This is a genomic window from Clostridium sp. DMHC 10, assembly GCF_001270375.1.
In the GTDB taxonomy this organism is placed as follows: Bacteria; Bacillota; Clostridia; order Clostridiales; family Clostridiaceae; genus Clostridium_S; species Clostridium_S guangxiense.
Map to the genome: position 1 here is coordinate 3,117,183 of NZ_LGVB01000015.1, position 20,750 is coordinate 3,137,932.

At 30.3% G+C, this 20,750-nt stretch carries 30 protein-coding genes; 5 read left to right on the forward strand and 25 right to left on the reverse strand.

From position 1 onward, the window contains the following. Positions 1-39: 39 nt before the first annotated feature. The 4 genes from AGR56_RS16990 to AGR56_RS17005 all read right to left on the reverse strand — a co-directional run bounded on the left by AGR56_RS16990 (position 40) and on the right by AGR56_RS17005 (position 4,628). The gene (locus AGR56_RS16990) at positions 40-1,434 is read right to left on the reverse strand and encodes an MFS transporter (RefSeq protein ID WP_053243202.1); all 1,395 of its coding nucleotides are present in this window, start codon (positions 1,432-1,434) and stop codon (positions 40-42) included. 84 nt (positions 1,435-1,518) lie between these two features. Next, positions 1,519-1,821 carry a helix-turn-helix domain-containing protein gene (locus AGR56_RS16995; RefSeq protein ID WP_278279675.1) on the reverse strand — a complete coding sequence of 101 codons (303 nt, stop codon included), beginning with the start codon at positions 1,819-1,821 and terminating at the stop codon, positions 1,519-1,521. Then, positions 1,782-2,198, reverse strand: a complete 417-nt coding sequence (locus tag AGR56_RS17000; protein ID WP_053243204.1) for a hypothetical protein — start codon at positions 2,196-2,198, stop codon at positions 1,782-1,784. The genes AGR56_RS16995 and AGR56_RS17000 overlap by 40 nt, the downstream gene beginning before the upstream one ends. Positions 2,199-2,273: 75 nt before the next feature. Next, entirely contained in the window at positions 2,274-4,628 is a 2,355-nt protein-coding gene (locus tag AGR56_RS17005; RefSeq protein WP_053243205.1) for a hypothetical protein, read from the reverse strand. 302 nt (positions 4,629-4,930) lie between these two features. Here AGR56_RS17005 and AGR56_RS17010 point away from each other — a divergent pair, with 302 nt between their 5' ends. The 5 genes from AGR56_RS17010 to AGR56_RS17030 are packed head-to-tail and all read left to right on the forward strand — an operon-like array spanning position 4,931 to position 8,641. After that, positions 4,931-5,203: a hypothetical protein gene (locus AGR56_RS17010; RefSeq protein ID WP_053243206.1), complete on the forward strand. Its 273-nt coding sequence runs from the start codon at positions 4,931-4,933 to the stop codon at positions 5,201-5,203. Then, positions 5,196-5,462, forward strand: a complete 267-nt coding sequence (locus AGR56_RS17015; protein ID WP_157055800.1) for a hypothetical protein — start codon at positions 5,196-5,198, stop codon at positions 5,460-5,462. Before AGR56_RS17010 ends, AGR56_RS17015 begins: the two co-directional genes overlap by 8 nt. After that, positions 5,398-6,291 carry an ABC transporter ATP-binding protein gene (locus AGR56_RS17020; RefSeq protein WP_198150074.1) on the forward strand — a complete coding sequence of 298 codons (894 nt, stop codon included), beginning with the start codon at positions 5,398-5,400 and terminating at the stop codon, positions 6,289-6,291. Before AGR56_RS17015 ends, AGR56_RS17020 begins: the two co-directional genes overlap by 65 nt. Positions 6,292-6,305: 14 nt before the next feature. Then, a complete protein-coding gene (locus AGR56_RS17025; protein ID WP_242851585.1) occupies positions 6,306-6,935 on the forward strand; it encodes an ATP-binding cassette domain-containing protein in 630 nt (209 codons plus the stop codon). Then, positions 6,932-8,641 carry an ABC transporter ATP-binding protein gene (locus tag AGR56_RS17030; protein ID WP_053243210.1) on the forward strand — a complete coding sequence of 570 codons (1,710 nt, stop codon included), beginning with the start codon at positions 6,932-6,934 and terminating at the stop codon, positions 8,639-8,641. The genes AGR56_RS17025 and AGR56_RS17030 overlap by 4 nt, the downstream gene beginning before the upstream one ends. 97 nt (positions 8,642-8,738) lie before the next feature. Here the strand turns inward: AGR56_RS17030 and AGR56_RS17035 are convergent, their stop codons facing one another. From AGR56_RS17035 to AGR56_RS20490, 21 genes are all read right to left on the reverse strand, one after another. Further along, positions 8,739-9,986, reverse strand: a complete 1,248-nt coding sequence (locus AGR56_RS17035; protein WP_053243211.1) for a glycoside hydrolase family 13 protein — start codon at positions 9,984-9,986, stop codon at positions 8,739-8,741. Continuing rightward, positions 9,983-10,798, reverse strand: a complete 816-nt coding sequence (locus tag AGR56_RS17040; RefSeq protein WP_231016483.1) for a carbohydrate ABC transporter permease — start codon at positions 10,796-10,798, stop codon at positions 9,983-9,985. Before AGR56_RS17040 ends, AGR56_RS17035 begins: the two co-directional genes overlap by 4 nt. Next, positions 10,798-11,673 (reverse strand): sugar ABC transporter permease, encoded by an 876-nt coding sequence (locus tag AGR56_RS17045; RefSeq protein WP_053243213.1) that lies wholly within the window; start codon positions 11,671-11,673, stop codon positions 10,798-10,800. Before AGR56_RS17045 ends, AGR56_RS17040 begins: the two co-directional genes overlap by 1 nt. Positions 11,674-11,785: 112 nt before the next feature. After that, complete coding sequence (locus tag AGR56_RS17050) at positions 11,786-13,069, reverse strand: ABC transporter substrate-binding protein (protein ID WP_053243214.1); 1,284 nt, start codon at positions 13,067-13,069, stop codon at positions 11,786-11,788. 180 nt (positions 13,070-13,249) lie between these two features. Next, complete coding sequence (locus AGR56_RS17055) at positions 13,250-14,197, reverse strand: LacI family DNA-binding transcriptional regulator (RefSeq protein WP_053243215.1); 948 nt, start codon at positions 14,195-14,197, stop codon at positions 13,250-13,252. Between the two features lie 505 nt (positions 14,198-14,702). Continuing rightward, positions 14,703-15,089 carry a hypothetical protein gene (locus tag AGR56_RS17060; protein ID WP_053243216.1) on the reverse strand — a complete coding sequence of 129 codons (387 nt, stop codon included), beginning with the start codon at positions 15,087-15,089 and terminating at the stop codon, positions 14,703-14,705. 50 nt (positions 15,090-15,139) lie between these two features. Further along, positions 15,140-15,313, reverse strand: coding sequence for a hypothetical protein (locus tag AGR56_RS20480; protein WP_157055801.1), 174 nt, complete (start codon positions 15,311-15,313; stop codon positions 15,140-15,142). Between the two features lie 81 nt (positions 15,314-15,394). Beyond that, positions 15,395-15,688: a hypothetical protein gene (locus AGR56_RS17065; protein ID WP_053243217.1), complete on the reverse strand. Its 294-nt coding sequence runs from the start codon at positions 15,686-15,688 to the stop codon at positions 15,395-15,397. A 44-nt stretch (positions 15,689-15,732) separates the two neighbouring features. Then, positions 15,733-15,936, reverse strand: a complete 204-nt coding sequence (locus AGR56_RS17070; RefSeq protein ID WP_053243218.1) for a hypothetical protein — start codon at positions 15,934-15,936, stop codon at positions 15,733-15,735. 68 nt (positions 15,937-16,004) lie between these two features. Then, positions 16,005-16,373, reverse strand: coding sequence for a hypothetical protein (locus tag AGR56_RS17075; protein ID WP_053243219.1), 369 nt, complete (start codon positions 16,371-16,373; stop codon positions 16,005-16,007). Positions 16,374-16,387: 14 nt separating this feature from the next. Beyond that, positions 16,388-17,044, reverse strand: a complete 657-nt coding sequence (locus tag AGR56_RS17080; RefSeq protein WP_053243220.1) for a metallophosphoesterase family protein — start codon at positions 17,042-17,044, stop codon at positions 16,388-16,390. After that, positions 17,037-17,210 (reverse strand): hypothetical protein, encoded by a 174-nt coding sequence (locus AGR56_RS20485; protein ID WP_157055802.1) that lies wholly within the window; start codon positions 17,208-17,210, stop codon positions 17,037-17,039. The genes AGR56_RS17080 and AGR56_RS20485 overlap by 8 nt, the downstream gene beginning before the upstream one ends. A 34-nt stretch (positions 17,211-17,244) precedes the next feature. Further along, complete coding sequence (locus AGR56_RS17085) at positions 17,245-17,451, reverse strand: hypothetical protein (RefSeq protein WP_053243221.1); 207 nt, start codon at positions 17,449-17,451, stop codon at positions 17,245-17,247. Between the two features lie 24 nt (positions 17,452-17,475). Beyond that, positions 17,476-17,769: a hypothetical protein gene (locus AGR56_RS17090; protein ID WP_053243222.1), complete on the reverse strand. Its 294-nt coding sequence runs from the start codon at positions 17,767-17,769 to the stop codon at positions 17,476-17,478. 5 nt (positions 17,770-17,774) lie between these two features. After that, complete coding sequence (locus tag AGR56_RS17095) at positions 17,775-18,023, reverse strand: hypothetical protein (RefSeq protein WP_053243223.1); 249 nt, start codon at positions 18,021-18,023, stop codon at positions 17,775-17,777. Positions 18,024-18,085: 62 nt separating this feature from the next. Continuing rightward, entirely contained in the window at positions 18,086-18,646 is a 561-nt protein-coding gene (locus tag AGR56_RS17100) for a hypothetical protein (protein WP_053243224.1), read from the reverse strand. Between the two features lie 78 nt (positions 18,647-18,724). Continuing rightward, complete coding sequence (locus AGR56_RS17105; RefSeq protein ID WP_053243225.1) at positions 18,725-18,997, reverse strand: hypothetical protein; 273 nt, start codon at positions 18,995-18,997, stop codon at positions 18,725-18,727. After that, a complete protein-coding gene (locus tag AGR56_RS17110; protein ID WP_053243226.1) occupies positions 18,990-19,169 on the reverse strand; it encodes a hypothetical protein in 180 nt (59 codons plus the stop codon). Before AGR56_RS17110 ends, AGR56_RS17105 begins: the two co-directional genes overlap by 8 nt. 152 nt (positions 19,170-19,321) lie before the next feature. Then, positions 19,322-19,822: a hypothetical protein gene (locus AGR56_RS17115; protein WP_053243227.1), complete on the reverse strand. Its 501-nt coding sequence runs from the start codon at positions 19,820-19,822 to the stop codon at positions 19,322-19,324. 185 nt (positions 19,823-20,007) lie between these two features. Beyond that, positions 20,008-20,283 (reverse strand): hypothetical protein, encoded by a 276-nt coding sequence (locus tag AGR56_RS17120; protein ID WP_053243228.1) that lies wholly within the window; start codon positions 20,281-20,283, stop codon positions 20,008-20,010. Between the two features lie 297 nt (positions 20,284-20,580). Next, positions 20,581-20,739, reverse strand: a complete 159-nt coding sequence (locus AGR56_RS20490) for a hypothetical protein (protein ID WP_157055803.1) — start codon at positions 20,737-20,739, stop codon at positions 20,581-20,583. Positions 20,740-20,750 lie beyond the last annotated feature (11 nt).

Sequence of the window (20,750 nt, forward strand, 5' to 3'; positions counted from 1 at the left end):
CTTTAGCCCTTTAAATCTATCTTTTCTAAAATGCTTATATTATTTAGTATTAACTGAACCCCTATGCATTTGCAATTCTTGTTTAACACTTTCTTCATTCTTTTCATATTTAAAATAAAAGATCATTATTAGCGCTCCTAGAAGAAAACAAATTGCTGGTAACCATACAAATGAAAAGTGAATAGCTACAAGTGATGAAGCTGTTTGTTCGTGGTTTGGAACGTATCCAAACTTCTCCATAATCTTTGATGGTAAGAAGCCTCCAATTCCAGACCCCATTTTAATACAAAAGGAACTTCCAATAGCAGTTAAGAATCCACTTGCTCGAATACCATTTTTCCATTCCCCATAATCGACAGTGTCAGAAAGCATCGCAAATGGCATGGACACTGCAATGCCTGTTCCAAGTGCAGCAAATATCCATGATGCTGAAATCAATGTAAAATTGTTTCCAGACAAACCAATAAAAATTTGTCCTAGTGAGGCAATAACTAGTCCCAAAATCATTGTAGCTGTTTTTGAAAGTTTACGCACAATAAATGGAATTAAAGCAACACCAACAACCTGAGCTAAAACTAGACCATTTAAAACAGATGCATAGTTTTTATTCCCTAAATTGTATTGTGAATAATAAATAACGGTAGATGTACGAACTGTATTTCCCAACCAGTAACAGATGTTTCCCAAAACAATGATTACCCATGGCCAGTTTGATTTTATAGCTTTAAAGCTGTCACGAATTGGTAAGGATTGCTCCGAAACAGTGTTAACTTCTTTTGTTTTTACAAAAGCGAACCAGAACATCAAAGCAGCAATAATTCCGTAGATTAAAACAGTAATTGAAAATCCTTTTTGAGCATTTCCTTTACCGAAAAACGCAACAAGAGGTAAGGTAAATGAAGCTGTTACAAAATACCCCAAATTACCACCGATCATTCGATAGGAGTTTAGCTTAACACGTTCATCGGAATCATTACTTAAATTTGGCAAAATCGCAGTAATTGGTGTTGAAATTCCTGTGTAAAGAATACCTGTTATAAGATACGTAATTAGCGCATAAATTGCCTTTTGCCCTGTAGAAAAGTCTGGTGTAATAAATGAAAGAATCATAAAGAGTGAAAATGGCACTGATAGCCACAAAAACCAAGGTCTACTTTGGCCATACTTTGAGTGGGTGTGATCTATAATAAGTCCCCAAATAGGAGCATCAAAAGAATCAAAAATTCTAGCAATTAACAAAATCGTGCCTGCTGCTCCAACTGAAATACCAAATACATCTGTGTAGAAGTAAAGGACAAAGCTTGTCAAGGTACAATACAATAGATTTCCAGCTGTATCTGTACTTGCATAAGCAAGTTTATTAATAAGCGTAAGTTTGTTGTTTTTTTTATTCATATCTTCTTGTATATCAAATTTAATCAATTCAATATACATTCTCCTTTCTTAATTTTTAGTATCTTTAACTGTCGTAGCCTTTTCATGGTTGTAACTACATTTAAAAATGAAATTTAATTAAACCTATGATTTGTACTGCTTACGATAATAACTTGGAGAAATACCTTCATGTTTTCTAAATTGTCCTGAAAAATAAACATCTGTACTGTATCCAACAAGTCTTGCTATTTCTTCCACGCTTTTATCCGTGCGAAGCAGATATTTTTTTGCCGCATTCATCCTAATTTCTGTAAGCATCTCCATTGCAGTTTTTCCAAAAATCTCTTTCATGGATTCAGCAATATAATTGCAATGAAGATGGAATACCTTTGATAAAATTTGCGTAGTTATCTTTTGATGGAAATTATTTTCAAGATAAAGCAACACTTTTTCTGCGATACTTGCCTTGCGGCTCTTATAGGTTCCTTGATTTTCAATAAACTGCAAGAAACGCAGAAACAATTCTTCTGTTTTCCAAATACCAGCTGCATCATCACCCTCTGTACTTTGTAAAGTAAGAGAATGAGCATTTTATTCGCTCCTACTTCGTATTTATCTCCCTCTTCTTCCAAATAGAGTGTTCCACTTTTTATAAACAACATATCAAAATATCCAAGATTACATCTGTTCGGATGTAACTGCCCCTTTTGAAACGTAATATAATTTCCTTCAATAAAATCTGGAAATGGTGGCATCGAAATAGATATGATTTTTTCGGCCATTTTTAAGTCTCCTTTTCCTATGAAAGTACTTATAATATACATTATTTTCCCTCATCATAAAGTAGAATTAGTTTAACCAAGTACCTAATATTTCAAACCTCATTTTTCTCTGTGTATCTACAAACTTATAGTTATTGTTGTCTCTTTTGCAGGATTATCAAGTTCTGTTGTAAAACCATCTTTTACAAGATAAAACTTCTTCGCGTAAGGAGCAAAGCTAGTCACCTTTAGTTTAGAACCGTTTTTTTCAAACGTTCCATTAATAACTTCCACTTCATCGTAAGAAACTAGTATAAACGTTTTTTGACCAAAGCCATCAAGATATGCAACAAGTTCCTCACCCATATCCCAGTCAGGAGTTTGGTCATCATTTGTAAATAAACGAGCAAAAATTCCACCATCTCTAAAAAAAGTTGCCTGTCCAAAACGCTCACGTGAAAGATCTGGACGATTAATATGTGGACCCGCTACGGCATACGTTGATCCTGCCATTCCTTTGCCTAATGAAAGTGTTGCTGTTGAATGAGTATCATAACAATAAAGAATACCTGCTGTTGCTCGATAACTTGCCTTCAAATATTCTGGATCCTTCAAAAACTCATAAACCTTAAAAGCAGCTGACGCAGTTACACCACCCCAAAGTGAGTGAATCATATAAGTTAGCGCTTCCCACCAGCGATCCGGATTTTGTGCACGAAAATCATTTGAATATCCGATATTAGCCAAAATGAGTTCTCCATAACGCATTGCTCCTTCCTTCAATCCAGATTCACTTAAGGCGCCAGCAGCTGGTCCAAAACCTGCATTGTCAAAATAGTGTTCTGTGATGGCTGAAGCATAATTTAAACTGCGTTCATTAACACGCTTTGTTGTATTTTTCCAAAGTCGTTTAATTGTATTATACTTTTCAACAAATCCATGTGCCTTGAGCTTTTCTAACAAATCCCTAATGTAGAGAAAATACACACCCAGCATTTGTGCTTCTTCTTTTCCACGCTCATCTTTATGCAAATCAGGATTTACACGCAAATTGAAAACATCTGCTGCCCATTCTAAATAGATTTCTGGCGAATTTAATTGCAAAACATCCCCATTAAATTCTGACAATAAGTAAAACAAATGACCAATATATTCAAAATCCATACACCTATAAAATTCACCATAAAGCTTGCGAGGCTTTTTAAAATTCCCATCAATGAACCATTTTGGGCGAACATAATTCACTGCACTCGCTTCAACTTTACGTACTTGCTCTAGATCAAGCCTCCCTAGGAGATTTTTCTTCAATACAAGATTTAATTTTCCAAGAGACTCTCCTTGATTAGAAATAGGTTGAAAAGCATATGGAATTTCTCCATCTGGTCCATTATAAAGCGTATCGCAAATATATTTAGTACGTTCCTCAATTACCTTTGCTAAGTCATCCATGACATTTATAACAATAAAGTCCTCTGAACCGTCTTCAAACTTAAAAACAATTTTGTGTTCACCTAAATGAAGAAGTCTAGTAATTAATACCGATTTATTGCCAAATGTTTTTAACTTATCTGACACATCTATTTCTTTCTCCTCATTTTGTTCCACATAATGAATTTCAGCACAAACAAGTGGATTAATAACAGTTGATGTTATCTCGACACGTGTTGAGTCTCCCAATACGTTTAGCGGAACATACTTAATTTTGGGATGTCCTAACATGAAACCATTTTCATAAAATTCATCTTTTGATTCGTTTGGTTTAATTGCATATTTCCATTTCTTCGTTTCATTTGCTTCAAGTTCAATTTGTTCTTTTGAATAAATCCAATCACGACTATTAAAGTCCTCAGGATAACCACCTGAAAGAATAAGTTTGTGGTAAACCACACCATCCAATGAAGGAGAAACGTTTTCAAAAAACAAATTCTGGTACTCACAATAGGTTCCAACAGATAATGTTTTTCCACTTGTTTGGTAAACTCCTAAATTTGTTCCGACATTTCCTCTCCTTACAGTATTAATTTTTGTAAAATTGGTAGAAATTGAAGGAAAAACCGCTGCAGAATTATGAATATTACGCAATACATTTTTATCACGGAACATCACATAGGCGAAAGATGCCCAAACGCCAAAATTTTCAAGTCTTACTTTATAATTAAGTTTATTTTTCACACGAATATTCCAATTCAACGCCAGTTGATCTCTTCCTAAATCATATTCTAAATAAACAACTGCTTTAGGAAAATCAAATGTAACGTCAATCTTTTCATCTATTTCACAAATAATTGGCTTAACAGACATACTTGTATAAGTTGAACCATTAATTGTTAAATCAAAATGACCAAATAACTTTTCTAACGATGTATATCCAACTTCTTTTAAATATGCTTCATCAATTACCCAATTCATCTTATAAGGGTCTCCCTTTACCTCAAGAGATTCTACATTTCCGTTTTGGGAAAGTGCTAGTCGGAATTTTTCATTTTCGATCATGTAAGCGCCTCCTAGTATAATAATGATATAGCCACTAAGGGCTATTCTTTTCTTCATAAATTTCTAAACTGAGTAACGGAAGAAGGACTTCCTCCTTCATCAGATGTGCAAATGAAAAAATGCTTTCAGAAAAGGAAAGGTAAACTTTATATTAAAGTTGTAAAAAATGACGTTCATATAAATATACTTAATAAGGATGAAGAAGAAACCGCATATAGGACATTTTAAATAAAAAAATAATTAAAAAGCAAGGAGAAAATTTAAAATCCAATGTAACTGTTTTTAGTAAAGAAGAATATGGAATGCTAAAAAAAGAAATTGAAGTAATAAAAAATATGATGGATGTAAATTTGTTTAAGAGAATATGGGGCAATGTATTAAATGAATTGTATAAGACATCAAAAACTATAGATAGAAAGGAAATCCAAGAAGATGCTTGCACACTTTTTGATATTTTACAAAAGTATGCTGTTGAATATTTAAAGAACAATGATTTGATAAGTGTCCCTAAAGATGAAAATGAATTTATGGATAATATTTATTTTGTTATAGAAAGAATTGATGAAAATGAATAAAAGTGATTTAAAGAGACTTATGTTAAGCTTAAAACCATATTATCTAATTATGTTTGTATCCAGCATAGTTTTACTTTGTGATGCAGTTATAAAAGTTGGAATTCAATATGGAATTCAGAAGATTATGGATGGTGTAGCTAATAAAAATAATAGTGTTTTTATTAACTATTTGTGCTTTTTAATAATATTAACTGTTGTGGGTATGTTTACGGCTTATTTTTCAAAATACCTTTCAGAAAAAATTTTGCAACTTATTTAGCTATAATACTAAAAATAAGCTTATTTCACATGTGCAGAAGTTGCCGATCTATGTTTTGAAAAAATATTCTAGTGGAGATTTAATTTCAAGAGTAAACAATGATTTGCCAATCTTAATTCAATTTCTAAATGGAATTTTGCAGTTCTTATTTAATGTAGTACTAATAGTTTTAGCTTCAACTTACATGATTTACATTAGTCCTAAGCTTTATTTAGTTACCTTCATATTAATGCCGTTATCAACTGTAATTTATGACAAAATAAATAAACCAGCGCAAGCCTATTCAGCAAAATTAATGCAAGATTCCTCAAAGGTAAATAATATACTTCAAGATGTTGTTAATGGAAGGTATGTTTTAAAATCATTTAGACTTGAGAAAATATTTTCTGAAAAGTTTGAAGATATTTCAAAAAGTATAAAATTTAAAAGGCTTAAAGTTGATAAATTAAATGCATATTTAACACCAATTTTTTTAATAGTTAAGTTAGCACCCCAGTTAATATATATAACTTATGGAGGTTACCTTGCTATTCATGGAGAAATGTCAGTTGGAGGTCTTTTTGCATTTTCTACTCTTGTTTTTTATGTTGCAGGGCCAGTAGAAATTATTTTAAACTTTATAGGAAGTGCAAGACAATCTATTCCAGCAGTAAGCAGGATATTTGAAATTATGGATTTAAAAGTGGAAGAAAATAATAAAAAGGATATAGAAGTTAATTTTCAAAGTGATCCAATTGAATTTGAAAATGCAGTATTTTCTTATGATGGGAAGAATAATATTTTCAAAATATTTCATTTAAAGCTCCCAAATCAAGTTATACAGCTTTAGTTGGAAGCAGTGGAATTGGCAAAAGTACAATATTAAAGCTTATATGTGGTTTTTACAATTTAAGCAGCGGAAAAATAAGGATATTTGGAAATGACATTAGAGACGTAAACCTTAAGAGTGTAAGAAAATTTATAACTTATATGTCACAGGAAAGTTATCTTTATCCTATTACAATCTCTGAGAATATAGCTGTGGGAAAAGAAAATGCTTCTATGGAGGAAATAATATGTGCGGCTAAACTTGCAAATGCTCATGAATTTATAGAAAAATTACCAAATGGTTATGATACTTTAATTGGAGAAGGGGGAGGCGGAATTTCTGGTGGGCAATGTCAGAGAATTGCTTTAGCACGCATGATACTTAAAGATGCTCCAATAGTACTTTTAGACGAACCAACGGCAGCACTAGATGCTAAGGCAGAAGCAATATTAAGTGAAAGCTTAGAAAAAATAACTAAGAATAAAACTATAATAGTTGTGGCACATAAATTAGCAACTATAAAAAATGCTTCAAACATAATTGTATTTGATAAAAATGGCATTATAGAAATGGGAACTCATAGAAAATTAATGGAAAATAAGGGAATATATAAAAGATTATATGAAAGTAGTTTTGGTGCAGATAAGGGAGACTTAGCAATATGATAAATAGTGAATTAAATCAAATTTTATCTCTTATGGGAAAAAGAAAAAAACTATATGTTTTTTCAATGATAGTGGAAAATGCAGTGACTTCCATTTGTTTTAATTTAATAATTGCTTTTATTACTCAAGATGTATTTAATGGCATTATATATGGTAAAATGGGATTAGTAAGAGAGGCTTTATTACTTGCAGCTTTCTCCTTTGTTATAGGAATAATAATAGATCCTATTGCTTCTTACATTAGACATTTGTGTATTAGAAAAACTATGTATGAAGTAAGAAATTCAGCTTTTAATAAATTAGAAAAAATTAAAATTAGTGAATTTGATAAAGAGCACAGTGGAAAATTTATTTCAATTTTAACTAATGATATTAATAATATTGAAGATGCATATGTGACTCAGATAAGATTGCTTTTTTTTGCAGTAATACATAGTTTTACTGCACTTTCAATTATATTTTATATGCAGTGGCAGTTAGCACTAATTATAATTACATTTGGAATTGCTACAATAGTAGTGAACAAATTATTATCACTAAAAATCAGTTTGTTAAATGATAATATGCAAAAAATAATTGGGAAAATTACAGAAAGAATAATAGATTTAATAAATAGCAGTGCGATTACAAAAATGTTTCTTAAGGAAAATAAGGTATATAGCTATTATAAAAAAGAAAGTGACAAGTGCTATGATGTTTCAATGAAGCTTACAAAATTTGATGCTTTATTTGAAGGTAGCAATGTATTTTTGTCAAGCTTTCAATATATGGGAGTTTTAGCTATTGCCCTTTACATTGTATATAAAGGCTATATTCTTGTTGGTACTGTTGCAGCAGTAGTACAGCTTATGGGAAATGCAAATTATGTGTTTCAAAGCATTGGAAATTTTATGAAGGACATTAAAAAGTCATCAGCTTCATTAAAAAGACTTAATGCTTTTATGGAGCTTAAGGAAGAAGCTTTGGAAGGAGAAGAAATATTATTAAATGAAAAAGATGAAAGTTTTGATATAGAGTTAAAAAATTTATATTTTGCTTATGAGGATAAATTAATATTAAATGGAGTGAATTTAGCAGCAAGAAAGGGAAAAATGACTGCCATTGTTGGGTCTAGTGGATGTGGTAAAAGTACTATAATAAAGCTTTTATTGGGTTTTTATAGTGCCGATAAGGGCAATATTTATATGCATTGTAGTGATTTGAGTTCAATTAGAGAAAAAATAGCTTACGTTCCACAAAATCCATATTTGTTTAATGCAACTATTGAAGAAAATATAGCTTATGGAAAAGAAGGAGCTTTAAAAGAAGAAATAATAAATGCAGCAAAAAAAGCAAATGCACATGATTTTATAATGAAGCTTTCAAAAGGCTATGGAACTGTAATTGAGAAAAATGGAGAAAATTTGTCAGGTGGACAAAAACAGCGTATAGCTTTAGCAAGAGCACTACTTAAAAATGCACCTATAATGCTTTTGGATGAACCAACTTCAGCTTTGGACACAGAATCGGAGAAATTAATTGTAGCTTCTCTTGATAAAGCCTGCAAAGATAAAACTTTAATTGTAATAGCTCATAGATTGCTTACAATTAAAAATGCAGATAAGATATATGTTATGGATAGTGGCAAGGTAGTTGAAGAGGGAACACATGAATTTCTTATGAAAAAACAATCGCAGTATAAAAAATTATATCAGCTTCAAATATAATAAAAAATCATCATTGAAAGATGCTTCTGTTCGTCTTTCAATGATGATTTTCATATTTAAATAATGGGGAAATTAATTAAATATGCTTAATCTTTTATTAAATAAACTTAAAACTCATAGGTTCAATCACTGATCCATTGATGATTTCTGATTGAAAACCAAAATTTATAATAACACTTATGCTTTTTTTATTATCATATCTTGTGATGATTAAAACTCTTTCTCCTAGACTGGTTAATTTCACCTTGCCGTCTTTGAAAACTTCATTCGTATTATTAATATTAGCTAGTTCTTTTATATTATTGTATATTTCCTTATTCCAGTTATATTTGTCCCAATCCATGCAGCCTCTGCAATAAGGGTCATTTTCACCTTTAAGACCTATCTCATCACCATAATAAATTAGGGGGATTCCTGGTAATGAAAATAAGAAGGCATAAAAAATTTTTTCTTTATTAATGTTATTTTGACATAAAGTATATATTCTTTCCGTATCATGGGAACCAGCTAAATTTACCATAGAATTTATGTTATCACCATACATGCTATATATAGTATTCCATTCATCAACAAACATTTTTGAAGTAATGCATTGGTTAACTACAGCTTTTTTAATAAGATCCCTTAGTAGATAGTTAGTAACCCCGTCGAAATATCTTGGAACGTAGTCTCCGCCATATCCCCAGATTTCTCCAATCAAATAAAGCTTGGTTTCTTCTCTTATTCTTTTTAGCAATGAAGGTTCAATTTCAAAGGGAACATCAAATCTTATTCCATCGATGCCTTTTCCTTCCCAAAATTTCACAATACTGATTATATAGTTTTGTACTTCTAGATTCTTAGTATTTAATTTTGGTAAAAATGATGCACCTCCACAGGCTTTATATGGCGGGGGAGTTGTTACTACAACAGGGTAATTAAGTATGTGATACCAATTGATGTATTTTGATTTCTCTTGATTAATTAGTATGTCCTTAAATGCGAAAAATTCAGTACTTGTATGATTAAAAACACCATCAATAATAATTTTTATATTTTTTTTATGACATTCCGTAACAAGATTCTCAAAGTCCTTTACTGTTCCAAATGAATCATCTATCTTAAAATAATCAGAAGTATCATATTTATGATTTGAGGGAGACTGAAAAATTGGATTTAAATATATAGCAGTAGCCCCTAAAGCTTTTATATAATCAAGCTTGCTGATAATTCCTTCTAAATCGCCGCCCATGAAACATTCTCTGTCAACTGGACTGTTCCATTTTTTTGAGTTTTGAGGATTATTTAATTCGTTACCATCGCAAAATCTGTCCGGAAATATTTGATATATTATGTCTCTTGTCATTCTTTAACTCCTCCAGTCATCATTCCTTCAATAAATTGTTTTTGACCCAATATAAACACAATAAATACAGGAAGTACTGAAGTTACTGTGCCGGCCATAAGGTAAGGCCATAGTGTGCCATATTTTCCTGAAAAATTTGCTATTCCTACTTGAACAGTGGTAAATTCAGGCCTTGTAGTTACTAATAGGGGCCATAAGAAATCATTCCATCCAAATAAGAAGGTAAATATTGCGAGAGAAGCTGTAGCTGGCTTTGCAAGCGGAAGAATTATTTTCCAGAATATATAAAACTTATTACAACCATCTATTTCTGCTGCTTCATCTAGTTCTTTAGGTATGGTTAAAAAATACTGCCTAAAAAGAAATATACCAAATGGACTAAATAGTCTTGGAATTATAAGCGCTCTGCGCGTGTCTATCCATCCTATTTTCTGAATTATATTGTAAAGAGGTATTATCTCAACATAAAATGGTATCATCATTGTACCTAAAAATAGATAAAATAGAAAGTTTTTGCCTTTAAAGTTTAATCTTGCAAATGGGTATGCTGCCATTGCGGAAATTATTATTGTACCAATCGTTATTGATATTGATACGATAAAACTATTTTTATAATAATTTAAAAATGGAGCAGATTGCCATGCTGTTATATAATTTTTTATTTCAAAATTCTGTGGTATCAAATAAGGAGGACTATAACTAGCTTTCAAGGGTTTTAATGAAGTAGTAATCATCCATAAAAAGGGCAGTATCATAATAAAAGCACCTAAAATTACAATAATATAAGTTAAAATACTACCAAATTTTTTCACTATAATTCTCCTCCTTTATTACTTATTTTAAATTGTACAATAGTAGCTATAAATATGAATAAGAATATAACCCATCCTACTGCAGAGGCATAACCAACATTTCCAGAAGCAAAACCTTCTCTATACATGTAAAGTCCAAGTACATCGCTTGCTCCAACAGGTCCGCCATTAGTCATGACATATACTTGATCAAAGACCTGAAAAGAATCAATAAAGCACATTATTATAAGAAGTAAAGTTGTCGGCTTTAACATAGGAATCGTAATATGTTTAAACTTTTCAAATTTTGTAGCACCATCAATGTCGGCAGATTCATATAAACTATTAGGAATACTTTGCATGGCAGATAAGTATATTACCATGTTATAACCTATTCGCTTCCATATTCCAACGAGTGAAATAGATATAATTACCCAAAAAGGATTTGTGAGCCATGGAATAGATGAAATATGAACATAGTTTAAAAATTTATTAACTATACCTTGAGATGGATCAAGCATATACTTCCATACAACGCCGGCAGCAGCAGTAGCAGTAATTACTGGTATAAAATAAGCGATTCTAAAAATAGATTTAAATTTCAGTTCTTTATTTAATAAATTTGCTAAAAACATACTTATTAATATACTTCCTAAAGTTACTAAGATTGTATAGATAATTGTAATAAATAGAGAATTATAAAAGTTTTTATTGGTAAAGATGTTAATATAATTTTTTATTCCTATAAATTCTTTGTCAATACTAAAACCATTCCACTTCATGGTGCTTAAATAAAATGAATACACTATGGGTATAACGCTAAATAGCATAAACAAGACTATTGCTGGTAACAAAAATGTGTAGGATACAAGATTCTGATTCTTACTTTTTCCCATAATATCACCTCAATCGGTATAAAAATATATTGATTTATTAAGATAATAAATATAAAATATTGTTTGAGAGTTATTTTTGCGCTATAACTCTCAAACGTAATTAATCTTTTTACTAATTATCCAATGCACTATTAACTGCTTTTTCGGCATTTGATAGTGCTTCTTTTACGCTTGCTTTGCCAAAATAAGCTTTTTCTATTTCTTTTGCAAAGTTTAATGATGCTGCAGGATACTGCATCATTGAAGGTCTGGCATGAGCATACTGCTGCTGTTCAACAAAAGGCATAAGTCTTGCATCTGTGCTTTTTACCCATTTTACATAGTCAGCATCCGCTGCTATTTCTTTACTTACAGGCATAAAGAATGTTTTTTCATCCCATTGAATTTGTGTTTTTTTGCTGGTCATATAAGCTATAAATTTTGCAGCAGCCTTATTTTCTTCAGAACTTTTATTAAAAGCAAATATTTGTTCACCACCCATATTCGTAGCGTTTTTTCCACCAGCTGGAGTAGGTATCATATCTGTACCAAAATCAAAATTTAAAGAGTCTTTCCATATTCCGACCATCCATGAACCATCCACTACCATAGCGCATTTACCTTTAGCAAAATCATCCCAAGAACCTACAGGTGCTAATTTTTTATTGATTAGGTTTACTAGAAAGCTTAATGATTTTTCACCTTTTTCATTATTAAAAGCGGCTTTGCCATTTTTAATAAAATCTGCCCCTGATTGCCATAAGTATGGCTGAAGCTGCCAGGTTAATCCTTCACCATTGTCACCTACTTGAGTGTAAAACTCGAAGCCATAAGTTCCAGGAATACTATTTGCTATTTTTTCAGAATAAGATTGAAGTTCATCCCAAGTTTTCGGTGCTTTGTTAGGGTCTAAACCAGCTTTTTTAAATAAGTCCTTATTATAAAATAAAGCAAGGTTGTTTGTGCTAACAGGAAGAGAATAAAGTTTACCATTTTCCTTTCCATATTCTAAAAGTGATGGATAAAAGCTTCCTACATTTATGTTGTTATCCTTTACATATTGGTCAAGCTGAAGTAAGGCACCAGATGATCTAAGTTTAGCCATTCCTGATATATCTGCTGCTGCTAATTCAGGAGTGGTTTTAGAGGTAATTGCCATTTGAAGTTTTGTCATAAGCTGATCATTAGGGATGAACACAGGTTTGACTTCTATATCTTTATTTTCTGAGTTAAATTTTTTTACAAGCTCATTTATTGCCTTACCATTATTTCCATCCCAGTAATGCCAAAACTCAACAACTGTTTTCCTATTACTTTTGCTTCTATCGGTTTTACTTGTAGATTTACATGCTGATAAACCAATTAAAGTGGCAGTACATAAAAACATAGATACTAATTTTATAGCTCTCTTTTTCATGATTTTCCTCCTTTTAGTGTTTTATAAAAATTTTTTATATTATTAAATTGAAATCTTAATTTTACCATAGATAATCTCTTGAAATTTAAAGCTTTACGGAATTTACCTATATTTTAACTAAATAATTCGCCTCCTCTAGGTATTATTGTAAAATATAAGATATCAATTTATTTCAAAACCTTATGTTGAAGATCTTATATTTATAGATACAGGAACTTTTATACTTCTAGCATCATTTGAATTATCTTTTAGTTTTCTTAATATTTCATTTCCAGCCTGAATTCCAACTTCATATAAATCTGTTTCAATATTGGTGATTGGTGGTTCAACATATTCAGCTAAAGGATAGTTGTCAAAGGTAATAATTCCAATATCATTAGGAATTTTTTTCCCTAATTTCTTGCACTTTAACATGATTTTATATGCATATATATTATCAATACAAATTATTGAATCTACATTGCTAAAGGATTCATTTGGGACAATGGGAATCAATCCCTTTTCTTTAATGTATTTTTTATATCCTATATATCTGTCATTAGCAAAAATTTTATTTGGATCAATACCTGCAAATGCAATTTTTTTGTATCCCTTTTCATACAAATGCTGTGCACATATATACCCAGCATTAAAGTTATCTATATCCACACTGCTTATATTATATTTTTTGTCAAGTTTACCTATTGCAACTATTGGAAGTTTATATTTCTCTATGTTATCTAAATAATTAGATACTATTAAATGGTTTTGAAGAATTAATCCATCGACCATTTTACCATGAAGTACATTTTCAACTGCTAATTTTCCATTTTGTCTTGTATTTTTTCCTAGTAAAAGAAGATTATAACCACCTTCATAAACACTTTTTTCTATGCCTCTAAAAACCTCATATATGAAAGGATTAGCATATACTTTATCCATTGTATTGTCCATTATTAATCCTATGGTATGCGTTGAATAGGTAGCAAGCCCACGAGCTAAATTACTTGGATAATAATTTAATTTATTAATTGCAGCTAAGACCTTTTGTTTAGTTTCATTAGATACTAAGGGACTATTATTTATAACTCTAGATACTGTTGTAGTACCAACTCCAGCCATTTTTGCAACATCATTTATGGTAGCCATTAAAAGACCTCCTTATGCTATGGTAGCGCTTCCAATAATATTGTATTATATTTTTAAATTTATGTAAAATAATTTTTTGTTTGATTTTATAAAAATTAAGTTGCTTAAGTACCGTATTCTTAGTTTTGCTTCAATTATCTTTAAATTAGCTTGTTGCGATAGTTAATTCTATAGTGAAACTAGCTCAACTATAAACTATATATTCACCATAATCCCTTGAAAATTGGTGGTTTGGTACAAATAAACTTTAAAATTGCAATCTCCAAATTTATCCTGATAAACTGGAATTTGTCGAGCACTATAGTGAAGGGTTTTAACTCACTTCGTTTGTTAAAAGACTAAGGTTTTCGCTATGCGAAAGGTGAAGGGTTTTTTGACAGTTAGTCAAAAGGTTTATTAAAGTTAACCTTTTTTAATCTCATAAAAATAATAATTATTTTTTATTTCTTATTGACATTTCTTAGCTGGACTTAATTATTCATATCACTGGTCTTTGAATTGTGTATTAAGATATCATGCTTAATAATGTGTCAAATAAAGGTTTATGTTCTTTTATGATTTCATCAAGTAATTTTTCATTATATTCTATTACGCCGTTATGGTCACATTCAAATGCTCTTACTGATTCCCTTTCAATAATAAAGTAATTTCCAGATTCTTTTCTTAGTACAAATAATAAATTTTCGTGTCCAAAGCTTGTAGACCCTTTATGATAAAAGCATTGAACCCTATTCCAGTTTGTACTCTTACCATCTATAATATAGGTATTATCATTGTTTTTTCTTCTACCATCATATTTTTTTATATCAATACTTTTCATATATTCTTCAAATATTTTTGCTAATTGTTTTGTTTCACAAGTTTTCCAAAGCTTTATCAACTTTTCTTGCATTTTTATTCTCCTTTCATAGACCAGCTATGCCTTATTTGAATTCTAAACTATTAACCAATAATAAACATACCTACTACGGTTTTTATTGAACTATAATATTTCCCTATTTCAAGATACCAAAAATCATGCTTTTCATGATTTTTGCACAAATAGAATGGTAAATATAAAGTTGCAATTAACCACGCTATAAGCGTTATAAAATAATACAATATTTTTCTTATCATTTAACTTTATCACCTCATTTGCGACGTATTTTATTCAGCTCTTGAAACTGTTTTTGAATTCTGAAATTAAATTTATGAACTTTACTCTTCTGGAAGATCATAAGTATCTTGTTTATTTTTAGCATGAGATTCTAGCTTCACAGAAAGTCCATCAATAATCTTATACAATTCATCGATCTTATTACAAACCACTTGGAAATCCTTCAAGCCAGTGCCTATTATTTCATCATTAACCATTCCTTTTAAAGCACCTTGTGGCGTTGTATAGTAACCTAGTCTCTTCCACTGTTCTTCACCTTTAACTACCATCTTTTTAAGGATGCATATATTTCTATCATCTACAGCCTCAATTTTAATATCATTACTTATTTTCATTTTTTTCATCCTCCTTGTCTTTAAAATTTAAAAAATGTTTTTTATCAAAATAATGTCAACTGTTCATTAATTTGAGTAGGCTTATTGGTCCAACTAGAGCATCCCATTGTTTTAAGCTCATTGTCCGACTGTATCCACCCGCATATTTTTCCTCTTTTATCCGACCTGCATCCGTACATATAACAAGTTCCATCTATTTTCTTTTCATCTTTATTTAAATTTGTGCAACCATGACAGCAATACTCCATTCGATCCACCATCCTTTATTATTTTTATAAATAAAAGGACATCTAAGTGTAGACATCCTTTTATCTTTTTATAAATTCTTCAATTCAATTCCTGTTTTAGGATCATATCCTAAACGTTGCCTTAATTCTGTAAATCCCCATGCACATTTGCCTGTACGATTAGTATATTCTTCAGCAAAACACCTTTTGTAAAGTCTTATATCATCAGGAGTTATATCATTGTTTAATAATTTTTTATTTACTATATCGGCAATTCTCTTGTTTAATTGCTTTTTACCATCTTCAGTTTTACCATTTATTTTTATGTTTTTATCCTTTCTGTCGTAGTATTCAGTTTTTATTGAACTAGCTATACAACTTACTTGAATATAAGAGAACTGTTTTATAGACATTGAATTCATATACTCTAGGATATTTTTAGTAACCCGTCCTTTCATACCAACTGCCTCCTTTAAACATAGAACTCCTTCATATCATCAAGCCTTAAACATGCTAATTTGCCACCTTGAAAACAGCTACCACAATCAATATAAATTGTTCCCTGTCTTTTTAATATTTGAGGTGTATTAGAATTATCTAATATAGCCTGCACAGGAGTATGACCACATATTACGGTATAATCTTTATATTGCTTCTCGATACCTATGTTATCTCTTGTCCACAAACAGTTTTGTTCATCCTGTTTTAGAAATTGTTCAAGCTCTATTGAGCTATAGTTACCTGAAAACTTCAAACCTGCATGAACCAATATAAATTTATCGACTACTTTAATAATCGGCAGTCTCTTAATATAGTTATAAATCAGCAGTTCCTTATCAAATCCTTCTTTTAATAAACTGAAATGCGTGACTTGTCCTCCATTGCAGTACCATAAATTATAATTACCTGTTTCAACGGCTTCTTCAAACATTTTTTCGTGATTACCTTTAAGCAAAGTTATGTTTTTGTGCCCTACTACATAATCTAATATTTTTAATGATCCCGGTCCTCTATCAAATATGTCACCTATTATATACAATTCATCATTGTTTGTGAAATTAATTAATTTCAACATACTTATAAATTTTTCATAACATCCATGTATATCTGACATAACGTATTTACTCATCCTTATCTCTCCCATCATTAAGATTAAAAAGTTCTTCAATTTCACCATCTTCTGCAAACCAATCATCATTTTCACAACGTACTGCACCAAATTCATAATTAAGTTTACCACCACATTCTGGACATCTAAAATTATCAAAATCACTCTGTTTATAATTACCTTCCATAAGCACCGTCCTCCTTATAAAAAAGAGCAGCTACCTACTCAAATTTCATAGACAGCTGTTCTCCCTTTTTTTCTTTTATTTCTTGATTATTTTTGGCTAATAAGCATACTGGATAAGTATATGCACTTTTGTCAACTGTTATATTTACAGTGTCGCCGTTATTATATATTGAACGAACATATCCTTCTAATATTTCTCCTTTATATTGAAATTTAACTTTCTTACCTATATAAACATCCATATTGAAGTACTTCCTCTCAATCTATCATATCCAAATTTCTACGATTACAGGATCGTCGCTTTTAAATCTATCAATTTTATAAAGACCCTCCGGCAGTGAATTTCTACATTCCTCTAATGTGCCTTTAACTACGCAATATTTTGTAGCAAATGAATTGCCAAGCTGTCTATTGATTTCCCATAGCCTAACAACGTACTTGTTTGCAAAGTCTTTTGGGTTTTTATATATGGTAAACAATGCGATATTACCTTTTATACAAATTCTTTTTGCATGATAGAAATTTATGCCTTTAAAATTTTGTAAAATTACATTTTTCAAAATATTCACCTCATTTTACAAAAATATTTTTTTAAATTGTATAAAACTTTGTTTAATTTACAGCGATATTTTTCAAATGTATAACTTAGTATTATTCTTTGGAAAATATTTAGTTTTACATAATTTTCTATAAAATCAACTCCCATGTGTACTTTTTTATTTCTTGCCATTCCACATTTATATTCGACAATATCACCAGGTTCTGCAAATACTCCATATGGTGACTTTATTTGCTTTATTACTTTTAACTTCATTCTTACCCCTCCAATAAAAAAGGATTAACATTGAAAGTTAATCCTCCTAGTTTTTATACTTATTAATCCACTACTCCTGTACCATAGAATTCACCCATAGTTAAGCCTCTTTTTAACTTAAAAGCTTCACTAACCATGATCCTTCCGTATTTTTCATCATTGTTTTCCCAATAAACCATTTTCCAATTGTATTTTGGATTGTCATATTGTTTGTCTTTATAATCAACATCCTTATAGCCTTTATATTCCTTCCATTTACTTTCATCAACCGCTATGTGCTTTTGATCTTTAAAATCATTTATACTAATATTTTTGGTCTCTTTCGCTTTATTAACAAATTCTAGTTGTTTAATTTCATTAAGTGACAACTGTATTTCATGAATATTTCTCCTATTGGTACAACCATCTGCATAACAACAATAGCCATCAAGTGTCTCTTTAAAATCATTAAGATTGATATTCCAATTTACTTTTTGAGCACACTCTTCACAAATATAACCCCATGCATATTTTATGTTTCCAACTGGTATATCCTTGTTTAATTTACTTATGTCAAAAACTTTTCCATTCCCTGTTTCTACTGTAAATTCATCAAAAGTCACGCCCTTATATTTTACTTTCATAATAAAAACTGACCTCCTATTCATTTTTTATTTAAAATTATCAACGTTTCTTTAATAAAAAAGGACTAACTTTGAAAGTTAATCCTCCTTAATATTTTGATTAAATATTTCGCACCACTTATTATACAATTCTTTCTTCTTTTTAATTTTCAAAGCCTTTTCCTTAAGCTGCTTAAGTGAAGTCATATCTTCAATACTCAAAACATCATCAATATTTATAGTATCAAAAGATGCATCATTTAAGTATCTTCCAGCAAATTCACTTCCATGCTCCAAAGCTTCATGAAGTTCATTCCAATTTGGATATACATCCTTACATTGACTTTTGAATTCTTCTGAATAATTAATCATTTTTACTCCTCCTTGATCGAAATTTTCCTAGTTTTCTTCTTTTCTGTGAAAGCTTGTATCTATTCCATTCACGCTTCCAGTGTTTAGCTTTAACTGGATTAATTGCAACACATGCAGCTTTTAGAATGTTTTTCTTTACTCTTTTTTCAAGCCATTGATTTATGCTTAACATTTTAATCTCTCTCCTTTAAAATTTTAATTCTATAAAAATAGAGAAGCCAAAGCTCCTCTCTCAAATGTGACAGTCAACTATGGTTAAGTTCAGCTCTGGATCTGCTTTATCAATAAAGGCTTCTTTGAAGCTTTTATTCCATTTCTTAGCTTCTACATCCGTTTCTGAACTACAACCAAACCTGCCCAAGTTCCAACGTATGAAAGCATTTTTTTATCACTGGTATAGAAATCTCCACTACCTTGTCCGTTGCCTACAGCTGTTAGCAGTGATAGGGGATGTAAAATCCAACCATCATCATATGAAGGCAAAGCTTCCATATCTATAAATTGCTTTTTATCATGGTTTAAAATATACTTTGATAATTTTTTTGTAGGTTTAGCCTTAATCTTTTTGAATGTACCATCAGAAGTACAATCATATAAATTGCCTTTGTATCCTTCAGGTATAAACAGACCATCATCAGCATAATCACCAGCCCACACAATTTTATCTTTATACCATTTTCCATCAGGTTGAAGTAATCCTTCAACTGCAAGCATATACTCATTTGGTCTAAATGAATGTTCTGTAATCTTTGAAAATGAATTATAATCCATATGATCTACAAATTCTCCCTTTGTAATATTTACTGCTTTAAAGTATTGTCCCATAGATAATTCCTCCTTTAAATTTAAACAAAATAAAAAACCGCATATAAGCAGAAAATGCCTACACACAGTTTTGTTAGCCAATTTGACCTAAAAATAATTTGTTGCTAAAAAGAATAGCAAATACTAAATGTATCTACTATTCTTTATATGTCATTTTTCGGGTTTTATCAGAGGAATTTATATAATTATTTTTTGCTTCGATTTTCATTTTTATCAGAATCAACTAATCCCTCTACATATTCTATTTCTTTCTTTATTTCAGTTATTTCTTTATTTGTAATTACAAATTTATTATTATCAATTTTATAATTGATTTCAAAAAACTTATTATAAAGATCTACCAGCTTTTCAGCAAATTCTCTTGATAATTCATCATTAAATAATGAAATAACATAATCTTTTATGCTGCTCCACTCACTAATAATAAACCTTTTCTTAACTGGTGTATCTGAATTTAGCATAGTTAAATTTGATTCGGCATTTTGGCAGCAAGATCCTAAGTTATCTATTAATTATCATTATTAATAAAAAGGCAGGTTAATTCCTGTCTTTTTTATTAACCTTTCTCAAAGTGTTTTTTTTATTTAGATACATAAAAAAGGTAGCTAGAAAGGTAACTCAACCAATTGCTCTTATATTAATTTCTGCCTTTAAACTCTTTAATTATTCTAAAATATCCTTATACAGAGTTTGCAAAACACAAAAATCTTATAATAAAAAAGCAACTTGGTTTTGTGCTCCAAATTGCTTTTACTTCGTTAAAATATAAATGGAATTACTTTTACAGCCTTAGCCATAGCACCTCCTGTTATATAAGCAATATTACTTGTAATTTGTGTATTTACACCTATAAATACAAACATAAGCAGCATACAAGTAAACAATAGTAATGCTTTCTTACGACTTAATTTTGACATATTCAACACCT

Excerpts from the sequence above, each read along its gene's own strand:
- AGR56_RS16990 (WP_053243202.1), bottom strand. The coding sequence starts at position 1,434 with ATGTATATTGAATTGATTAAATTTGATATACAAGAAGATATGAATAAA.
- AGR56_RS17000 (WP_053243204.1), bottom strand. The coding sequence starts at position 2,198 with ATGTATATTATAAGTACTTTCATAGGAAAAGGAGACTTAAAAATGGCC.
- AGR56_RS17005 (WP_053243205.1), bottom strand. The coding sequence starts at position 4,628 with ATGATCGAAAATGAAAAATTCCGACTAGCACTTTCCCAAAACGGAAAT.
- AGR56_RS17010 (WP_053243206.1), top strand. The coding sequence starts at position 4,931 with ATGCTAAAAAAAGAAATTGAAGTAATAAAAAATATGATGGATGTAAAT.
- AGR56_RS17015 (WP_157055800.1), top strand. The coding sequence starts at position 5,196 with ATGAATAAAAGTGATTTAAAGAGACTTATGTTAAGCTTAAAACCATAT.
- AGR56_RS17030 (WP_053243210.1), top strand. The coding sequence starts at position 6,932 with ATGATAAATAGTGAATTAAATCAAATTTTATCTCTTATGGGAAAAAGA.
- AGR56_RS17035 (WP_053243211.1), bottom strand. The coding sequence starts at position 9,986 with ATGACAAGAGACATAATATATCAAATATTTCCGGACAGATTTTGCGAT.
- AGR56_RS17045 (WP_053243213.1), bottom strand. The coding sequence starts at position 11,673 with ATGGGAAAAAGTAAGAATCAGAATCTTGTATCCTACACATTTTTGTTA.
- AGR56_RS17050 (WP_053243214.1), bottom strand. The coding sequence starts at position 13,069 with ATGAAAAAGAGAGCTATAAAATTAGTATCTATGTTTTTATGTACTGCC.
- AGR56_RS17055 (WP_053243215.1), bottom strand. The coding sequence starts at position 14,197 with ATGGCTACCATAAATGATGTTGCAAAAATGGCTGGAGTTGGTACTACA.
- AGR56_RS17060 (WP_053243216.1), bottom strand. The coding sequence starts at position 15,089 with ATGCAAGAAAAGTTGATAAAGCTTTGGAAAACTTGTGAAACAAAACAA.
- AGR56_RS20480 (WP_157055801.1), bottom strand. The coding sequence starts at position 15,313 with ATGATAAGAAAAATATTGTATTATTTTATAACGCTTATAGCGTGGTTA.
- AGR56_RS17065 (WP_053243217.1), bottom strand. The coding sequence starts at position 15,688 with ATGAAAATAAGTAATGATATTAAAATTGAGGCTGTAGATGATAGAAAT.
- AGR56_RS17070 (WP_053243218.1), bottom strand. The coding sequence starts at position 15,936 with ATGGAGTATTGCTGTCATGGTTGCACAAATTTAAATAAAGATGAAAAG.
- AGR56_RS17075 (WP_053243219.1), bottom strand. The coding sequence starts at position 16,373 with ATGAAAGGACGGGTTACTAAAAATATCCTAGAGTATATGAATTCAATG.
- AGR56_RS17080 (WP_053243220.1), bottom strand. The coding sequence starts at position 17,044 with ATGAGTAAATACGTTATGTCAGATATACATGGATGTTATGAAAAATTT.
- AGR56_RS20485 (WP_157055802.1), bottom strand. The coding sequence starts at position 17,210 with ATGGAAGGTAATTATAAACAGAGTGATTTTGATAATTTTAGATGTCCA.
- AGR56_RS17085 (WP_053243221.1), bottom strand. The coding sequence starts at position 17,451 with ATGGATGTTTATATAGGTAAGAAAGTTAAATTTCAATATAAAGGAGAA.
- AGR56_RS17095 (WP_053243223.1), bottom strand. The coding sequence starts at position 18,023 with ATGAAGTTAAAAGTAATAAAGCAAATAAAGTCACCATATGGAGTATTT.
- AGR56_RS17100 (WP_053243224.1), bottom strand. The coding sequence starts at position 18,646 with ATGAAAGTAAAATATAAGGGCGTGACTTTTGATGAATTTACAGTAGAA.
- AGR56_RS17105 (WP_053243225.1), bottom strand. The coding sequence starts at position 18,997 with ATGATTAATTATTCAGAAGAATTCAAAAGTCAATGTAAGGATGTATAT.
- AGR56_RS17110 (WP_053243226.1), bottom strand. The coding sequence starts at position 19,169 with ATGTTAAGCATAAATCAATGGCTTGAAAAAAGAGTAAAGAAAAACATT.
- AGR56_RS17115 (WP_053243227.1), bottom strand. The coding sequence starts at position 19,822 with ATGGGACAATACTTTAAAGCAGTAAATATTACAAAGGGAGAATTTGTA.
- AGR56_RS17120 (WP_053243228.1), bottom strand. The coding sequence starts at position 20,283 with ATGCTAAATTCAGATACACCAGTTAAGAAAAGGTTTATTATTAGTGAG.
- AGR56_RS20490 (WP_157055803.1), bottom strand. The coding sequence starts at position 20,739 with ATGTCAAAATTAAGTCGTAAGAAAGCATTACTATTGTTTACTTGTATG.